We start from the raw sequence: 14,626 nt of genomic DNA, 5'->3' as shown, positions 1-14,626 counted from the left end.
CGGGTCATGCGGTTTCTCCTACGGTGATCGGGAAGGTGGCGCGGACGGCCCAGCTCCTGCCGCCGGCCGCGCCCTCCCGTCCGGCGCCCCGTGCGACTTCGGGTCCTGCCTCGGGTCCGACTTCGGGTCCTGCTTCGAACGTGCCCTGCAGCAGGGCGACCCGCTCGCGCATCCCGATCAGGCCCGCGCCCGAGCCGGGGGCGCGCGGGCCGTCGTCCCGGGCGCCGCCGAACGGGCTGGTCACGCACACGTCCAGAGCATTGTCCCGCTGGACGAGCGAGACGGTGACCGGGCCCGCGGAGGCGTGCTTGAGTGCGTTGGTCAGGGACTCCTGCACGATGCGGTAGGCGGCCAGCTCGACCGGGGTCGGCAGCGCGGTGTGCCTGCGGTCGAGGGTGACGTCGAGGCCGTTGGCGCGGGCGTGGTCGACGAGGGAGCCGAGCCCGTCCAGGGTGGGCGCGGCGGCCGGCTCGGTGTCCCCGCTGCTGTCGCGCAGGATGCCGATGAGACGGCGCATCTCGGCGAGCCCCTCGACACTGTTCTCGCGGATCACGCCGAGCGCCTGCTTCGAGGTGTCCGGGTCGTCGAGGGAGAGCGCGGCCGTGGAGTGGATGGCGATCGCCGACAGGTGGTTGGCCACCATGTCGTGCAGCTCCCGCGCCATCCGGGCACGTTCGGCGGTGACGGCCTGGACGCGGTCGATCTCGGCGAGCAGGGCGGTCTGCTCGGCGCGCAGCCGGGCGGACTCGGCGGCGTCGCGGTGGTTGCGCACGACCCAGCCGGTGGCACCGGGCATGAACGCCACGACCCCGATGACCACCCCGATCAGCAGTGCCTCCGGCTCCCGCCAGAGGGCGACCGGCACCACCGTGCCGAGCACCGTGAGCAGGCCGCTGATCCACAGGACGCGGCGGGCGGTGGCGGGCGGCCCGTACAGCACGGCGGCGTAGACGAGGTCCGTGAACATCACGACGGTTGCCAGGTTGCCCCGGGTGACGCTGTCGAGGGTCATGGCCGCGACGCCGATCAGCAGAACTGTGCGCGGTCGGGTGCGCCGCAGCAGCTCGCAGGCCACCGTCGCGGCCAGCGGCAGGAGGATCACCCAGTGACCCGGCCAGAGCACGATCGGCTCGGTGGCGGGGCGTGTGTGGACGCCGGTGCTCCACAGGACGAGTCCGCCGAGCAGTCCCGCGAGGGCGATGCGTACGTCGTCGCGGTGCGGGCGGAAGCGGCGTACGGGCATGACTCCATCCAACACGTAGTGCCTGCGCCGCGCCTGATGCCGCAGGACGGTCCGCGAGTACATCGAAGGATGCAGCGCGACTTCGTCACTGCCGATGACGATCGAGGACGCCTCTCCCGCGAGCCTTGAAGGGTGAACGAGAGGAGTTCGTCGTGGTCGTCACGCTGATCGTCGTGTGCGAGGTCGGCTTCTGGGTGCTGCTGGCCGGGGGGCTCGCCTTCCGCTATCTGCTGAGGATGCCCCGCACGGGCCTCGCGCTGCTGCTGTGCGAGCCGCTGCTTGAGGTCGTACTGCTCGTGGTCACCGCGCTGGATCTCAAGGCCGGGGCCGAGCCGAACTGGACGCACGGGCTGGCCGCGCTGTACATCGGGTACACCGTCGGGCACGGGCACCGGACCGTGACGTGGCTCGACGGGCACGCGGCGCATCGGCTCGGCGGGGGGCCTCGGCCGGCCGGGGCGCCGAAGTACGGGATGGCTCGGGCGCGGCATGAGGGGCGGGTGTGGCTCGGGACGGTGGTGGGGGCTGCCGTCGCCACGGCTCTGCTTCAGATCGCGATCTGGTACGTCGGGGATGCGGGGCGGGTGTCTTCGCTGGAGAGCTGGCGGTATGTGGCGTGGCGGGCTGCCGGGATCCACGGGGTGATCGCGTTGACGTATCTGGTGTTTCCGAAGAAGGCGCCGGCGCCGGCGCCTGCGGCGGGCTCGGTGAAGCGGTGAGCTGGGGTGCGTTCTTGGGTGCGGGTCCGGTGGGGGTTGGCCGCGCAGTTCCCCGCGCCCCTTGAGGGCGACAGGATTGCGCCGTTCCCCGCGCCCCTGAAGACGAAAGACGACAAGGCTGCGCCGTTCCCCGCGTCCCTGAAGACGAAAGACGACAGGATTGCGCCGTTTCCCGCGCCCCTGAAGGGCGCGCCTCTAGTCTCGGTCGCCGCCCGGGATCCACAGCACGTCCCCCACCTCCTTGTTCGCCGATCGGGCCAGGATGAAGAGGAGGTCCGAGAGGCGGTTGAGGTAGGTGGCTGTGAGGGGGTTCATCACCTCCGCGTGGGATTCCATGGCCGTCCACGTCGAGCGTTCCGCCCGGCGGACCACCGTGCAGGCCTGGTGGAGCAGGGCCGCTCCGGGCGTGCCGCCGGGGAGGATGAAGGAGCGCAGCTTCTCCAGCCGCTCATTGAAGCGGTCGCAGTCCGCCTCCAGCTTGTCGATGTAGAACTGCTCGACGCGCAGCGGCGGGAACTCGGGGTTCTCGACGACCGGCGTCGACAGGTCCGCCCCCACGTCGAACAGGTCGTTCTGGACGCGGGAGAGGACCTTCACGATCTCCTCGTCGAGGTTGCCGAGGGCGATCGCCGTGCCGAGGGCCGCGTTCGCCTCGTTGGCGTCGGCGTACGCCGAGATCCGCGGATCCGTCTTGGCGGTGCGGCTCATGTCGCCGAGAGCGGTCGTGCCCTGGTCGCCGGTCCTGGTGTAGATGCGCGTCAGATTGACCATGCGGCCAGCGTAGTTATGTCCCGGCCGTTCGGAAGACGCGTGTGCCCACTGTCACGGCGAGTCGGCCGCCGCCGCCCCGGACGGTCCGAAGCCCGGGCCGATCGCCGGACGCGGGCCGGCCGAGGTCTCCCGCGAGGTGCCGGCACCGCCGGACGGCCGGCGGACCTTTTGAGGGAGAAGGTCCTCAACTACGCCGTACGGGCGGCGGAATGAGCCGGCCGGTGTGATGTCCGTCAGATGAGACGTGACGCGCATTACTTAGCGGTCACACGGCACCTCACGAGCGCTATGGTCCGCCGGAGAGGCAACTCGAAGACGTGTTGTTCGGGGCGCTCTCGCGATGTCGAAGCCGGTCGTGAAGCAGCAGGGGAGTCGGACAGTGGCAGGGAAGCTCGCCGTCATCGGAGCCGGACTCATGGGGTCCGGTATCGCCCAGGTCGCCGCGCAGGCGGGCTGGGACGTCGTCCTGCGGGATGTCACCGACGCGGCGCTGACCCGTGGCACCGACGGCATCAAGGCCTCGTACGACAAGTTCGTGAGCAAGGGCAAGCTGGACGCGGGCGCCGCCGAGGAGGCGCTGGGCCGCATCAGCACGACCACCGACCTGGACGCGGTCGCCGACGTCGACATCGTCGTCGAGGCCGTGTTCGAGAAGCTGGAAGTCAAGCACGAGATCTTCCGTACGCTCGACAGGCTGGTGAAGGACGAGACCGTACTCGCCTCCAACACCTCCGCCATCCCGATCACCAAGATCGCGGCGGCCACCGAGCGCCCGGAGCGGGTCGTCGGCGTCCACTTCTTCTCGCCGGTGCCGATGATGCAGCTCTGCGAGCTGGTCCGCGGCTACAAGACCAGCGACGAAGCGCTCGCCACCGCCCGGGAGTTCGCCGAGTCGGTCGGCAAGACCTGCATCGTCGTCAACCGCGACGTGGCCGGCTTCGTCACCACCCGGCTCATCTCGGCACTCGTCGTCGAGGCGGCCAAGCTGTACGAGTCGGGCGTGGCCACCGCCGAGGACATCGACCTGGCCTGCAAACTGGGCTTCGGTCACGCCATGGGACCGCTCGCCACCGCCGACCTCACGGGTGTCGACATCCTGCTGCACGCGGCGAGCAACATCTACACCGAGTCCCAGGACGAGAAGTTCGCCCCGCCGGAACTGATGCGCCGGATGGTTGACGCCGGTGACATCGGACGCAAGAGCGGGCAGGGCTTCTACACGTACTGACACACGTACCGGCTCCGCGTGGTGAACCACGACCCGTCACACCGTCACTCGTCAGGGTGATTTGGGTATCGGTTCGCTCACGGACGGCAACTTCTGCCCTGGTACGGCAGTCAGTCCTGGCAACACCTCGCACCACAGGACAGACGAAGACGCCGAGTACGAAAAACGCACTCTCGGGGAGCGCATATGCACATCAGGGGCGACCACGCCGAGCTGGTCGTCGGGGGCCGCCTCGACGTCCGCAGCGCGGCGGACGCCCGTACGGTCCTGCACACGGCCATCGACGACGGCGTCGGCGACCTGGTGCTCGACCTGTCAGAGCTGGACTCCTGGGACGCCACCGGACTCGGTGTCATCATGGGGGCCCACCGGCGGGCGGGGCGGTGCGGCCGGAGGCTTGTGCTGCGCGGCGTCAAGCCGCAGATGCAGCGCCTGCTGGTGGCCACCCGCCTCCACCGCATCCTGGCGATCGAGGGCGGTATCGGGGTCGAGTCACTGCCCCGGGTGTGAGGCTTCGCGTCACTGCCGCAAACGGCGAAGATCGGATCGGAAGCGGCGTACGAAACCCGTACCTCGCGAACAATCCTCACGAAGCTGTGACGTCTCGGACGGCGCGGTACCCCGTGTGTTCGTAGATACTGTGCGAAGGTTTAGGGTTCGCGTGCCCGCGTGTTGATGAACCCGTCAGTGGGCACCGGACCAGAAGCGACAGCGCAGTGTGCGGCAGGCCGGAGGGGGCTCGCACACGACGCTTTTGGGGGGCTTGGACCTATGGACCCGAACAACCGGGGACCCGAAGACCACGGTCACGACGACGACTCGGCGCCACGACAGCGCCCACCGCGCGAGCCATTGACGCACGCGCTGGGGCAGGGTGGCGTCCAGCACACACCCGCACCCGCCCGCACCGTCCAGCTGGTCGCGGGCGACCATCTGCTCACCGTCAACCCCGTCGACGGCAGCGAGATCGAGCTCTGCCCGCCGGGCGAGCGGCCGCCGCGGCCCACGAAGTTCAGCGCCGCCGAGCGGACCGAGCACACCCGCTCCGCACGGCCGCCCGTCCCGCCCGGGGCACCGGGGCCCGGACTGCCGCTCCTGGAGCGCCAGGAGGAGCGTGAGCGGCTCGTACGGCTGCTCGCGCGCGGCCGGTCCGTACGGCTCACCGGGCCCTCGGGCTCGGGCCGCACCGTTCTGCTGGACGCCGTCGCCGACGACTGCGCGGACCTCGCGCCCGACGGCGTGATCCGTCTCAGCGGCCACCGCCGCACGGCCGACGATCTGCTGCACGAACTCTTCGCCACCGTCTACGACGCCCCGCTGTACCGGCCGGAACAGGACGAACTGCTCGCACTCGTCCACGAGATCGGCGCGGTCGTCGTCCTGGACGACGTGGAGTTCGGCGGCAACGCGCTCGAAGACCTGCTCGACGCCACACCCGAGTGCGCCTTCCTGGTCTCCGCGACGCCCGAGATCGCCGCGCCGGCCGCCGACTCGCTCCTCGAAGAGGTCTTCCTCGGCGGTCTCGGCCGCGCCGGCGGACTCGAACTGCTGGAGCGTGCCGTCGGCCGCGTCCTGACCGAGGAGGAGGCCAACTGGGCGGGCGACCTCTGGTTCGAGTCCGAAGGGCTCCCGCTGCGCTTCGTCCAGGCCGGCGCCCTGCTGCGCCAGCGCGACCAGCTGAGCACCGACCCGGAGGCCTTCGACGACTTCGGCCGCTACTCCGGCGAGTACGACGACGCGCCCTCGGAGACCTACCCGGACGCATCCGTGGACGCCTCCACCGGCGGGTCCGGCACCGAGGACCGGCAGGAGGTGCCGCTGCCCTCGCTCGCCGAGGGCGCCGCGCCCGCCGCACTGCTCGCCTCCCGGCTCAGCGAGTCGGCCCGCGCCACCCTGCGCTTCGCCGTCGCCCTGGGCGGCGAGGTGCCGCACCAGGCGCATCTGCCCGCCATCGTGGGGCACACGCACGCGGACGCCGCGCTCTCGGAGCTCGTCGGCTGCGCGCTCGTCACCCCGGTCGGCTCGCACTACCGGCTCGCGGCCGGGGTGCAGACCCAGCTGGAGAGCGCCGGATACGCCGATGACGCCGAGGGGACCGCCCGCGCCGCCGCCCGGCACTACGCCTGGTGGGCCGGGCACCCGTCCGTCACCCCGGAGCGGGTCTGCGCGGAGGCGGACGCCGTGCTCGCCGCACTGGCCGCCCTGGTACCGCTGACCGTGCCGCCGGCCGAGGACGAGGAGAACGCCACGGCGGTGGAACTGGCCCGGACCGCCGCGCCCGCCTTCGCCGCGGGACTGCACTGGAGCGCCTGGGAGCGCGCGCTGCGCTCCGGGAGCGAGGCCGCCCGGCTCGCCGGGGAGGTCTCGGATCAAGCCTATTTCCACCACGAGTTGGGCATCCTCGCGCTCTGCGGCGGACAACTCGACCGGGCCCGCGCCGAACTGGAGGCCTCGGTCGGCCTGCGCGGCGCTCTCGCCGACAAGCGCGGCACCGTCGCGGGGCGGCGCGCCCTGGCCCTGGTCGCGGACCGCTCGGGCTTCTCCAGCCTCCCGGCCTCGTTCGGGCAGGGGGGACTCCCGGCACTGCCCGCGGGGGTCGGCTCGACGTCCGGCGAGGAGGTGCCCGACGCGCGGTACGAGGAGTCGGCGTCCCCGCCCGGCGGTGTACCGGCCGCGCTCGCGCCGGTCCCCTCGCTGCAGGGACCCGGCGAGCCCGCCACACTGATCACGCACCGCAGCGGGTCCGGCTCCTCGGCGAAGACCGGAACGGGACCGGCGGGCGGGGTGAAGGGCCTGGTCAACGGCACCCGGCGCAATCTGGTGGCCGCCGGGGCGGGCGCCCTGCTCGCGGCCGTGCTCGGCACGGTGGTGACGCTCGGCGCGACCTCCAACCCCGACGACAACACCCCGTCGGAGAAGGTCGGCGTCACCCCGTCGGCCAGCGCGGACGACGACGGCGAAGGGCTCGGCGCGGACCGGCCGAAGAAGGGCAGCAGCGACGTGGAGTCGACCGCCCGGCCGACCGACCCGGGGGAGGACGGCGTCCTCGGGACCTCGGACGACCCGACCCCGACGTCGACCGGCGAGCCGTCGGACGACCCGAGCGGGTCGAAGGAACCGAGCCCGACCAAGTCCACGACGAAGCCGCCGTCGACCACCAGGCCGCCGACTTCGCCGAAGCCGTCGGACACGACGAAGCCGCCGACGAGTTCCACACCCACTCCGACGCCGACCGAGTCCGAGCCCTCCGGGGAGCCCAGCGAGACCCCGCCGTCCACCCCGTCGACCTCCGACTCGGCCAGTGGCCCCGCGTCCAGCCCGGCCACCAGCAGCAGTTCCGCGAGCGGCGGCACGTCCGGGTCGCCGACGGTGATCTGAGGCGGGGAGAGGCGCGGACAGGGCTTCTATACGCAAGCCTCCTAGTCCGCGACGGCACGGCATGACGGTGGGCCGGGACCTGTGAAAGGTCCCGGCCCACCGTCATGCCGTACGAACAGATCCGGCCCGAGTCAGAACAGCCGCAGCTTGTCGTCCTCGATGCCCCGCATCGCGTTGTAGTCGAGGACCGTGCAGCCGATGCCCCGGTCCGTGGCGAGGACGCGGGCCTGCGGCTTGATCTCCTGCGCGGCGAAGATGCCGCGGACCGGCGCGAGATGCGGGTCGCGGTTCAACAGGTCCAGGTAGCGCGTCAGTTGCTCCACGCCGTCGATCTCGCCGCGCCGCTTGATCTCCACGGCGACGGTCTTGCCGTCCGCGTCGCGGCACAGGATGTCGACCGGGCCGATGGCCGTCATGTACTCGCGGCGGATCAGCGAGTAGCCCTCGCCGAGGATCTCGATCCGGTCGGCGAGCAGCTCCTGCAGGTGTGCTTCCACGCCGTCCTTGATCAGGCCGGGGTCGACGCCGAGCTCGTGCGAGGAGTCGTGGAGGACCTCCTCCATGGTGATGATGAGCTTCTCGCCCGCCTTGTTGATGACGGTCCACACGCCCTCGTCGTCCCCCGAACCCTCCTTCAGGGTGCAGGGCGGCGACATCCAGTTGAGGGGCTTGTAGGCCCGGTCGTCCGCGTGGATCGAGACGCTGCCGTCCGCCTTCACGAGGATGAGACGGGGGGCCGACGGGAGATGGGCGGTGAGCCGGCCCGCGTAGTCAACGGAGCAGCGGGCAATGACGAGACGCATGGTCGGCAACGCTACTCGACCGGCACGGGTCGGCGCGATCCGGCCAGGACGCCCGTTGACCGGAGCCTTTCCCGCCGTCTTCCCTGTCGCCCCTGTTTCCCCGTATAAGCCCTGTTCGAAAGTGGCCGGTTGTGTGCACGTTGGGTCTTCGCTGTGTGCTCAATGTCCTGGTGCGGCCACGAACAGTTGCCTACCGTATAAACGGGAGGTCGCGATGCATGTACTCAGCGTGTTCGGTATCGCGGTCCCCTTCCCTGTCCGTCAACCCCCTCTGCCGAGGGGGTGCGAGAGGAGAACCCATGTCGCTGGACGTCTCACCGGCCCTACTCGAAAAGGCCGAGCGAGGCGAGGTCGACGAAGCGGAATTCGTCGACTGCGTCCGGACCTCCCTGCCCTACGCATGGGAGATGATCAGCTCCCTGGTGGCTCAGCTGAAGGTGGACGGCGGCAACTTCGCCGACAACCAGACGCCTCCGCCGGACGAGCAGGCGCGGGGCCAGCTGCTGCGAGCCCTCGCGAGTGACGCGATACGAGGTGCGTTGCAGCGGCACTTCGGGGTGAGGCTGGCCTTCCAGAACTGCCACCGGGTGGCAGTGTTCCCACTGGACGGCTCGGTGGACGACACCCTGACCCGCTTCACGTCGGTGCGCAGTCAGCTGCTGAACCAGTCGCCGGAGTTCCGGGACTGCTGATGCGGTGATGCCACCCTGCTTGCCGCTCCGTACGCGGGAGGTGTTCTGTACGGGAGCGGCAGGCTTCCCGCGGCTCGGGCCTGTCCGGCCCGGGCCACGGGTCCGCGTCGGCGGGGTGCGGTGGTCCCGGTCAGGTGCGCCGGTGTGCTGATCACCGGAGCCGTGGCAGTACCTCGTCCCCCAGCCGCCGTACGTTCTCCTCCGTGGCGGCCAGATCGCCGGAGCCCTCCACGAGGAGCGCGAAGCGGGTGATCCCCGTGCGCTCGGAGGTCGCCGCGAGGCGGTCCGCGCACAGTCGGGGAGTGCCCACCGGGTGCAGCCCGCACAGGAGTTCGGTGTAGGCCGCGGGGTCGCGCATCGAGCGCTTGCGGTCGTCCACCGTCACATGGGCTTCGAGCCCCTGCCGCAGCCAGCCCGGCATGGCCTTCTGCAGCGTCTCGACGGCGTCCGTCCGCCGGTCCGCGATCTGTGCGACACCGGCCGACACATGGGAGGCGCCGGCGACCGCGAGGTCGTCGGGGGAGTGCCCCGCGGCGAGCGCGTACGTACGCCACAGCGCGACCATCTCGGCCTTCTCCTCGTCCCCCACGTGCATGCCGAGGAGCATCGGGAGCCCGCGCTCGGCGGCCATCCTGACGCTCGACGGCGAGGTGCACGCGACGACGACCTCGGGGCTCTCACCGCCCGACAGGGCCTCCGAGGGCCGCGGTACGACCGCGACCTCACGGAAGCCGAAACGCTCGGAGCCGCCCGCCACGGACGGCCGGCGCAGCCAGCTCATCAGCAGATCGAGTGATTCCGGGAACCCGTGTTCGTACGCTTCGAGGCCCGTTCCGAAGACCTCCAGATCGACCCACGGTCCGCCGCGGCCCACCCCGAGCGAGAAACGTCCGCCCGAGGTCACGTGCAGCAGCGCGGCCTGTTCGCCGAGTGCCACCGGGTGCACGGTGGGCAGCACGCTGACCGCCGTGCCGACGCGGATCCGCCGGGTGCGGCCCAGCAGCAGAGCCGCCAGCGTCACGGCCGACGGGCACGTCCCGTACGGCACGAAGTGGTGCTCGGCCAGCCATACCGTGTCGAGCCCGGCCTCCTCGGCGACCTCCGCCGACCGCACCGCACGGTGCAGCGCCTCGCCCTGTCCCTGACCGGGAAACTGGGCCGCCAGAACGAAACTTCCTACGCGCATCGCGCTCCTGCCTCCTTGCGCCGATGAGGCTCCCCCATCCCGCATAACCGTCTGACACGTGCCAAAGACACGGCTTGGCGGGGAGATTGGCGGATTGTCTGGAGAATGAGCCGACCGTGCGGGAGGTCTGTGGGGATTGGTGACGTACGCGTACCCCTGGGAGCTCCGCGTAGGCTGGACGCAGCCCCTGCTCCCTGTATAGCTCCGTGAGGTGTCCTGTGTCCCCGCGTCGCAACCGTCCCCACGTCGGTGGCTCCGGCCGGAACGCGGACGAGGATCCGTCCGACCGGTACGGCGGCTGGCAGTCGGCCGAGAGCTGGCAGGGCGAGTCCTGGAGCGTACGGCACGTGGCGGGCGCGAGCGCGCAGGGCAAGACCTACCGCTGCCCGGGCTGCGACCAGCAGATTCCCTCCGGCGTCCCGCACGTGGTCGCCTGGCCCGAGCACTCCGGGGTGGACGAGCGCCGCCACTGGCACAAGTCGTGCTGGAACGCGAAGGACCGCCGCACCACGAGGGTGCAGCGGTCCCGGAACGCGCCGAGGTTCTAGCACCCCGGCAGGCGCGTCGGCTCTGCGGAGCTCAGACGTCCCGTCGCTCAAGGAGCACGTACGCGCCCGCGATCGCCGCCGCGGTCACCCCGATGAGCAGGACGAGCTGCGAGGTGCCGCCACCGTTCTCGGAGTCGATCTCGAAGATCTTGGCGAGCGCGTTCGGGGCGTTGTAGTCCATCATCTTGTCGCCGACCGTGCGCAGGCTCTCGGACATCATCAGGAACGCCGGCAGGATCGCCGGGACCAGCACCAGGCCGAGCATCGCGGTGATCGCGCCCGCGGAGTGCCGCAGCATGGAGCCCACGGCGAGCGCGAGCACGCCGAGCAGCGACACGTACAGCGCGCCCTTCAGGACGGTCCCGCCCCACTCGTTGTCCGAGGCCCCGCCGTGCATGCCCGAGGTGACCAGGCCGACGAATCCGATGGCCAGCGCCGACACGACGAACGCGACGACGAAGAAGATCAGCAGCTTCGCGGTGAGCACCCGGTGGCGCTGGGGCGAGGCCGTGAACGTCGTACGGATCATGCCCGTGCCGTACTCGGACGAGACCACCAGCACACCCAGGGTGATCAGGCAGATCTGCCCGAGGATCAGCCCGAAGAACGCGGGGATCGTGTAGGGGACGTCCGCGTAGTCGTTGTCGTTCGTCTGGGCGGCGACGAGCAGGCCGATCCCCACGACCAGGAGCAGGAACACGCCGAGCGTCCACATCGTGGAGCGCACCGACTTGATCTTCGTCCACTCCGAGGTGAGCGCGTGCCCGAGATGGGTGCGCGTGACCGGAATCGGCGAGGTGTACGAAGTCCCGGGCGCCGACTGCCAGTTCGGGGCAGGGGCGGCCTGCTGGTGCGTCTGCGGCTGGGGCGTGCTCATCGGGCGTCCTCGGGCTTGGTCAGGTCGGGGGCGGCGGAGGGCTGCGCGGGGGCGGCCGACGGCTGTACGGGAGCGGGCTGCGCGGGAGCGGACTGCGCAGGGGCCGGCTGAGCGGGCTGGGCGTACGGGTTGGGCTCCCCGGCGCCCGGGACGCCCGGAGCGCCGTAGGGGCCCGCGGGCGGCTGTCCCTGGGGCATCGCGAACGGCTGCCCGCCCTGCTGGGGCGGCGGCGGCGCGTACCAGCCCGGCTGGCCCTGCCCCGGCACCGGCATCTGCGGCGGCACGGCCCCCGGCGGCAACTGCTGCTGCAGGCCCGCGCGCTGGTCGGTGGTGGAGCGGTAGTCGACGGCGCCCTGCGTCATCCGCATGTACGCCTCCTCCAGCGAGGCCTGGTGCGGGGAGAGCTCCCACAGCCGTACGTCGGCGTCGTGGGCGAGGTCGCTGATGCGGGGGAGCGGCAGCCCGGTGACGCGCAGCGCGCCGTCCTGCTCGGGCAGCACCTGACCGCCCGCCTCGGTGAGCGCGGCCGTCAGCTTCTCGCGCTGGGCGGGGTCGGTCCCGGGGGTGCGCACCCGTGCGAAGTCGGCCGAGTTGTGCGAGATGAAGTCGCGCACGCTCATGTCGGCCAGCAGCTGGCCGCGGCCGATCACGATGAGATGGTCCGCCGTGACGGCCATCTCGCTCATCAGGTGCGAGGAGACGAAGACGGTCCGGCCCTCCGCGGCCAGCGACTTCATCAGGTTGCGCACCCAGAGGATGCCCTCGGGGTCGAGTCCGTTGACCGGCTCGTCGAAGAGGAGCACCTGCGGGTCGCCGAGCAGCGCGGCCGCGATGCCGAGCCGCTGGCCCATGCCGAGCGAGAAACCCTTGGAGCGCTTTTTCGCCACGTCCTGGAGGCCCACGACGCCGAGCACCTCGTCCACCCGGCGGGCGGGGATGCCCGACAGCTGCGCCAGGCACAGCAGGTGGTTGCGGGCGTGCCGGCCGCCGTGCACGGCCTTGGCGTCGAGCAGCGCGCCGACCTGGCGCGGGGCGTTGGGCAGTTTGCGGTACGAGTAGCCGCCGATCGTCACCTGCCCGGCACTGGGGTTGTCCAGCCCGAGAATCATCCGCATGGTCGTGGACTTGCCCGACCCGTTGGGGCCGAGGAAGCCGGTGACCGAGCCCGGCCTGACCTGGAAGGAAAGGTTGTACACGGCCGTCTTGTCGCCGTAGCGCTTCGTCAGGCCGACTGCCTCGATCATTCTCCGCACCCATCGAAAGGTTCAGGACGTCGGGGCACACGCCCCCGTAAGGGTTAGGAGGATATCGGGGCGCTGACGGTTCCCTTCAAGAGCGGGTAAAAAACCTCAGGCGTCCCGCCTCTTCAGCAGCACGTACCCGCCGATCACCGCGACGACGACCCACAGCACCATGATGCCCAGCCCTCCCCAGGGTCCGTACGGTACGTCGTCGTCGATCGGGGTGACCACCTGCATGATCTTGCTGCCGGCCTGGTCGGGCAGGAACTGGCCGATCTTCTTGGTGGCGGAGACGTTGCCGAGGATCGCGGAGATCAGGAAGAAGAACGGCATCAGGATGCCCAGGGACAGCATCGGGCTGCGGAGCATCGTGGCGACGCCCATCGAGAAGACCGCGATGAGGGTCATGTAGAGGCCGCCGCCGATGACCGCGCGCAGGACGCCCGGGTCGCCGATCGCCGCCTTGTGCGAGCCGAGCATCGCCTGGCCGAGGAAGAACGCGACGAAGCTGGTCACGAGGCCCACGAGGAACGCGAGTCCGGTCGCCACCGCCATCTTGCTGAACAGGAACGTGCCGCGCTGCGGGACGGCGGAGAGCGAGGTGCGGATCATGCCGGTGCTGTACTCGTTGGACACCACCAGCACACCGAACACGATCATCGCCAGCTGACCGAGGCTCATCCCGGCGAAGCTGATGTAGGTGGGGTCGAAGGAGAGCCGGTCCTTCGCGCTCATCTTGTCGAACTCGTTCTTCGACAGCAGCGAGATCAGTACGCCGAGCACGACGGTCACCACGGCGGCGAGGCTCAGCGTCCACAGTGTGGACGCCACCGACCGGATCTTGGTCCACTCGGACCTCAGGACCTGGGTCGCGGCCATGGAATCAGCCCTTCTTCCAGTCGTCGCCCCACTGGGGCCCCGGCACCTGCGGTCCGGGCGTCGGCGGTCCCGGCCGGTCACCGGGCAGGGGCGGCGGCGCGGCGCCGAGCGGGGCGCCGGAGTGCGCGTGGTACTCCACCGACTCCGCCGTGAGCTGCATGAACGCCTCTTCCAGCGAGGCCTGCTGAGGGCTCAGCTCGTGCAGCACGATCCGGTGCTGCGCGGCCAGCTCACCGATGTCCTCGGGCCGGTGCCCGTCCACCTCAAGCGTCCCGCCACCGGTCTCCACGACGACGATCCCGGCCCGGTGCAGCACGTCGAGCAGCAGCTCACGCTGGGGCGACCGGATGCGTACGTACGAGCGGGAGTTCTCCCTGATGAAGTCGGCCATGGACGTGTCGGCGAGCAGCCGGCCCTGGCCGATCACCACGAGATGGTCGGCGGTCAGCGCCATCTCGCTCATCAGGTGCGAGGAGACGAAGACGGTACGGCCCTGGGCGGCGAGGGACTTCATCAGGTTCCGGATCCAGTGGATGCCCTCGGGGTCGAGCCCGTTGACCGGCTCGTCGAACATCAGGATCCGGGGGTCGCCGAGCAGCGCGCCCGCGATGCCGAGCCGCTGGCCCATGCCGAGCGAGAAACCCTTGGCCTTCTTCTTCGCCACCGCGGTGAGCCCGACGGTGTCCAGGACCTCGTGCACCCGGCCGCGCGGGATGCCGTTGCTCTGCGCGAGGCACAGCAGGTGGTTGAAGGCGCTGCGACCGCCGTGCATGGCCTTGGCGTCGAGCAGGGCGCCGATGTACGTCAGCGGGTCCTTGAGCCGGTCGTAGTGCTGCCCGTCGATCCGCACGTCCCCCGCGGTCGGCCGGTCGAGCCCGAGCATCATCCGCATGGTCGTGGACTTCCCGGCCCCGTTCGGCCCGAGAAACCCGGTGACGATCCCGGGCCGCACGGCGAACGTCAGCTGATTCACAGCCATCTTCTCGCCGTACCGCTTGGTCAGCCCCTCAACCTCGATCATCCCCCGAGGCTAAAACGCAACAAAGCCCCCTGCCACTTAA

General features: G+C 70.8%; 14 protein-coding genes. 6 read left to right on the top strand and 8 right to left on the bottom strand.

Features of this window, described 5'->3' with window-relative positions:
* Nucleotides 1-4 precede the first annotated feature (4 nt).
* Nucleotides 5-1,243 (bottom strand): sensor histidine kinase, encoded by a 1,239-nt coding sequence (locus C6Y14_RS37010; protein ID WP_107021291.1) that lies wholly within the window; start codon nucleotides 1,241-1,243, stop codon nucleotides 5-7.
* 152 nt (nucleotides 1,244-1,395) lie between these two features.
* Between C6Y14_RS37010 and C6Y14_RS37005 the strand changes: the two genes are divergently transcribed.
* Nucleotides 1,396-1,962 carry a hypothetical protein gene (locus C6Y14_RS37005; protein ID WP_107021290.1) on the top strand — a complete coding sequence of 189 codons (567 nt, stop codon included), beginning with the start codon at nucleotides 1,396-1,398 and terminating at the stop codon, nucleotides 1,960-1,962.
* Between the two features lie 195 nt (nucleotides 1,963-2,157).
* On the opposite strand, the gene C6Y14_RS37000 is transcribed toward C6Y14_RS37005, so the two are convergent.
* Complete coding sequence (locus tag C6Y14_RS37000) at nucleotides 2,158-2,733, bottom strand: cob(I)yrinic acid a,c-diamide adenosyltransferase (RefSeq protein ID WP_107021289.1); 576 nt, start codon at nucleotides 2,731-2,733, stop codon at nucleotides 2,158-2,160.
* A 379-nt stretch (nucleotides 2,734-3,112) separates the two neighbouring features.
* Between C6Y14_RS37000 and C6Y14_RS36995 the strand changes: the two genes are divergently transcribed.
* The 3 genes from C6Y14_RS36995 (at nucleotide 3,113) to C6Y14_RS36985 (ending at nucleotide 7,339) form a co-directional block, all read left to right on the top strand.
* Nucleotides 3,113-3,961 (top strand): 3-hydroxyacyl-CoA dehydrogenase family protein, encoded by an 849-nt coding sequence (locus tag C6Y14_RS36995; protein WP_107021288.1) that lies wholly within the window; start codon nucleotides 3,113-3,115, stop codon nucleotides 3,959-3,961.
* 186 nt (nucleotides 3,962-4,147) lie between these two features.
* Nucleotides 4,148-4,471 (top strand): STAS domain-containing protein, encoded by a 324-nt coding sequence (locus C6Y14_RS36990; RefSeq protein ID WP_107021287.1) that lies wholly within the window; start codon nucleotides 4,148-4,150, stop codon nucleotides 4,469-4,471.
* Nucleotides 4,472-4,732: 261 nt separating this feature from the next.
* A complete protein-coding gene (locus C6Y14_RS36985) occupies nucleotides 4,733-7,339 on the top strand; it encodes an ATP-binding protein (RefSeq protein ID WP_107021286.1) in 2,607 nt (868 codons plus the stop codon).
* 131 nt (nucleotides 7,340-7,470) lie between these two features.
* On the opposite strand, the gene nucS is transcribed toward C6Y14_RS36985, so the two are convergent.
* Nucleotides 7,471-8,142, bottom strand: coding sequence for an endonuclease NucS (nucS, locus tag C6Y14_RS36980; protein WP_107021285.1), 672 nt, complete (start codon nucleotides 8,140-8,142; stop codon nucleotides 7,471-7,473).
* Between the two features lie 299 nt (nucleotides 8,143-8,441).
* On the opposite strand from nucS, the gene C6Y14_RS36975 reads away from it, so the two are divergent.
* On the top strand, nucleotides 8,442-8,834 hold the full coding sequence (locus tag C6Y14_RS36975) for an SCO5389 family protein (protein ID WP_107021284.1): 393 nt from the start codon (nucleotides 8,442-8,444) through the stop codon (nucleotides 8,832-8,834).
* A 151-nt stretch (nucleotides 8,835-8,985) separates the two neighbouring features.
* On the opposite strand, the gene C6Y14_RS36970 is transcribed toward C6Y14_RS36975, so the two are convergent.
* Nucleotides 8,986-10,020 (bottom strand): LLM class flavin-dependent oxidoreductase, encoded by a 1,035-nt coding sequence (locus C6Y14_RS36970; protein ID WP_107021283.1) that lies wholly within the window; start codon nucleotides 10,018-10,020, stop codon nucleotides 8,986-8,988.
* A 218-nt stretch (nucleotides 10,021-10,238) separates the two neighbouring features.
* On the opposite strand from C6Y14_RS36970, the gene C6Y14_RS36965 reads away from it, so the two are divergent.
* A complete protein-coding gene (locus C6Y14_RS36965; protein WP_107021282.1) occupies nucleotides 10,239-10,568 on the top strand; it encodes an ATP/GTP-binding protein in 330 nt (109 codons plus the stop codon).
* 31 nt (nucleotides 10,569-10,599) lie between these two features.
* Here the strand turns inward: C6Y14_RS36965 and C6Y14_RS36960 are convergent, their stop codons facing one another.
* The 4 genes from C6Y14_RS36960 to C6Y14_RS36945 form a co-directional block, all read right to left on the bottom strand.
* Entirely contained in the window at nucleotides 10,600-11,445 is an 846-nt protein-coding gene (locus tag C6Y14_RS36960) for an ABC transporter permease (protein WP_107021281.1), read from the bottom strand.
* Nucleotides 11,442-12,689, bottom strand: coding sequence for an ABC transporter ATP-binding protein (locus C6Y14_RS36955; protein WP_107021280.1), 1,248 nt, complete (start codon nucleotides 12,687-12,689; stop codon nucleotides 11,442-11,444). Before C6Y14_RS36955 ends, C6Y14_RS36960 begins: the two co-directional genes overlap by 4 nt.
* A gap of 105 nt (nucleotides 12,690-12,794) precedes the next feature.
* Nucleotides 12,795-13,565 carry an ABC transporter permease gene (locus C6Y14_RS36950; protein WP_107021279.1) on the bottom strand — a complete coding sequence of 257 codons (771 nt, stop codon included), beginning with the start codon at nucleotides 13,563-13,565 and terminating at the stop codon, nucleotides 12,795-12,797.
* A gap of 4 nt (nucleotides 13,566-13,569) precedes the next feature.
* Entirely contained in the window at nucleotides 13,570-14,586 is a 1,017-nt protein-coding gene (locus C6Y14_RS36945; protein WP_225891460.1) for an ABC transporter ATP-binding protein, read from the bottom strand.
* Nucleotides 14,587-14,626 lie beyond the last annotated feature (40 nt).

Source organism: Streptomyces dioscori, from assembly GCF_003024195.1.
GTDB lineage: Bacteria > Actinomycetota > Actinomycetes > Streptomycetales > Streptomycetaceae > Streptomyces > Streptomyces dioscori.
This window is presented reverse-complemented; position numbering and strand designations above follow the sequence as displayed.

Excerpts from the sequence above, each read along its gene's own strand:
- C6Y14_RS37010 (WP_107021291.1), bottom strand. The coding sequence starts at position 1,243 with ATGCCCGTACGCCGCTTCCGCCCGCACCGCGACGACGTACGCATCGCC.
- C6Y14_RS36955 (WP_107021280.1), bottom strand. The coding sequence starts at position 12,689 with ATGATCGAGGCAGTCGGCCTGACGAAGCGCTACGGCGACAAGACGGCC.
- C6Y14_RS36990 (WP_107021287.1), top strand. The coding sequence starts at position 4,148 with ATGCACATCAGGGGCGACCACGCCGAGCTGGTCGTCGGGGGCCGCCTC.
- C6Y14_RS36945 (WP_225891460.1), bottom strand. The coding sequence starts at position 14,586 with ATGATCGAGGTTGAGGGGCTGACCAAGCGGTACGGCGAGAAGATGGCT.
- C6Y14_RS36970 (WP_107021283.1), bottom strand. The coding sequence starts at position 10,020 with ATGCGCGTAGGAAGTTTCGTTCTGGCGGCCCAGTTTCCCGGTCAGGGA.
- C6Y14_RS36985 (WP_107021286.1), top strand. The coding sequence starts at position 4,733 with ATGGACCCGAACAACCGGGGACCCGAAGACCACGGTCACGACGACGAC.
- nucS (WP_107021285.1), bottom strand. The coding sequence starts at position 8,142 with ATGCGTCTCGTCATTGCCCGCTGCTCCGTTGACTACGCGGGCCGGCTC.
- C6Y14_RS36960 (WP_107021281.1), bottom strand. The coding sequence starts at position 11,445 with ATGAGCACGCCCCAGCCGCAGACGCACCAGCAGGCCGCCCCTGCCCCG.
- C6Y14_RS36975 (WP_107021284.1), top strand. The coding sequence starts at position 8,442 with ATGTCGCTGGACGTCTCACCGGCCCTACTCGAAAAGGCCGAGCGAGGC.
- C6Y14_RS37000 (WP_107021289.1), bottom strand. The coding sequence starts at position 2,733 with ATGGTCAATCTGACGCGCATCTACACCAGGACCGGCGACCAGGGCACG.
- C6Y14_RS36950 (WP_107021279.1), bottom strand. The coding sequence starts at position 13,565 with ATGGCCGCGACCCAGGTCCTGAGGTCCGAGTGGACCAAGATCCGGTCG.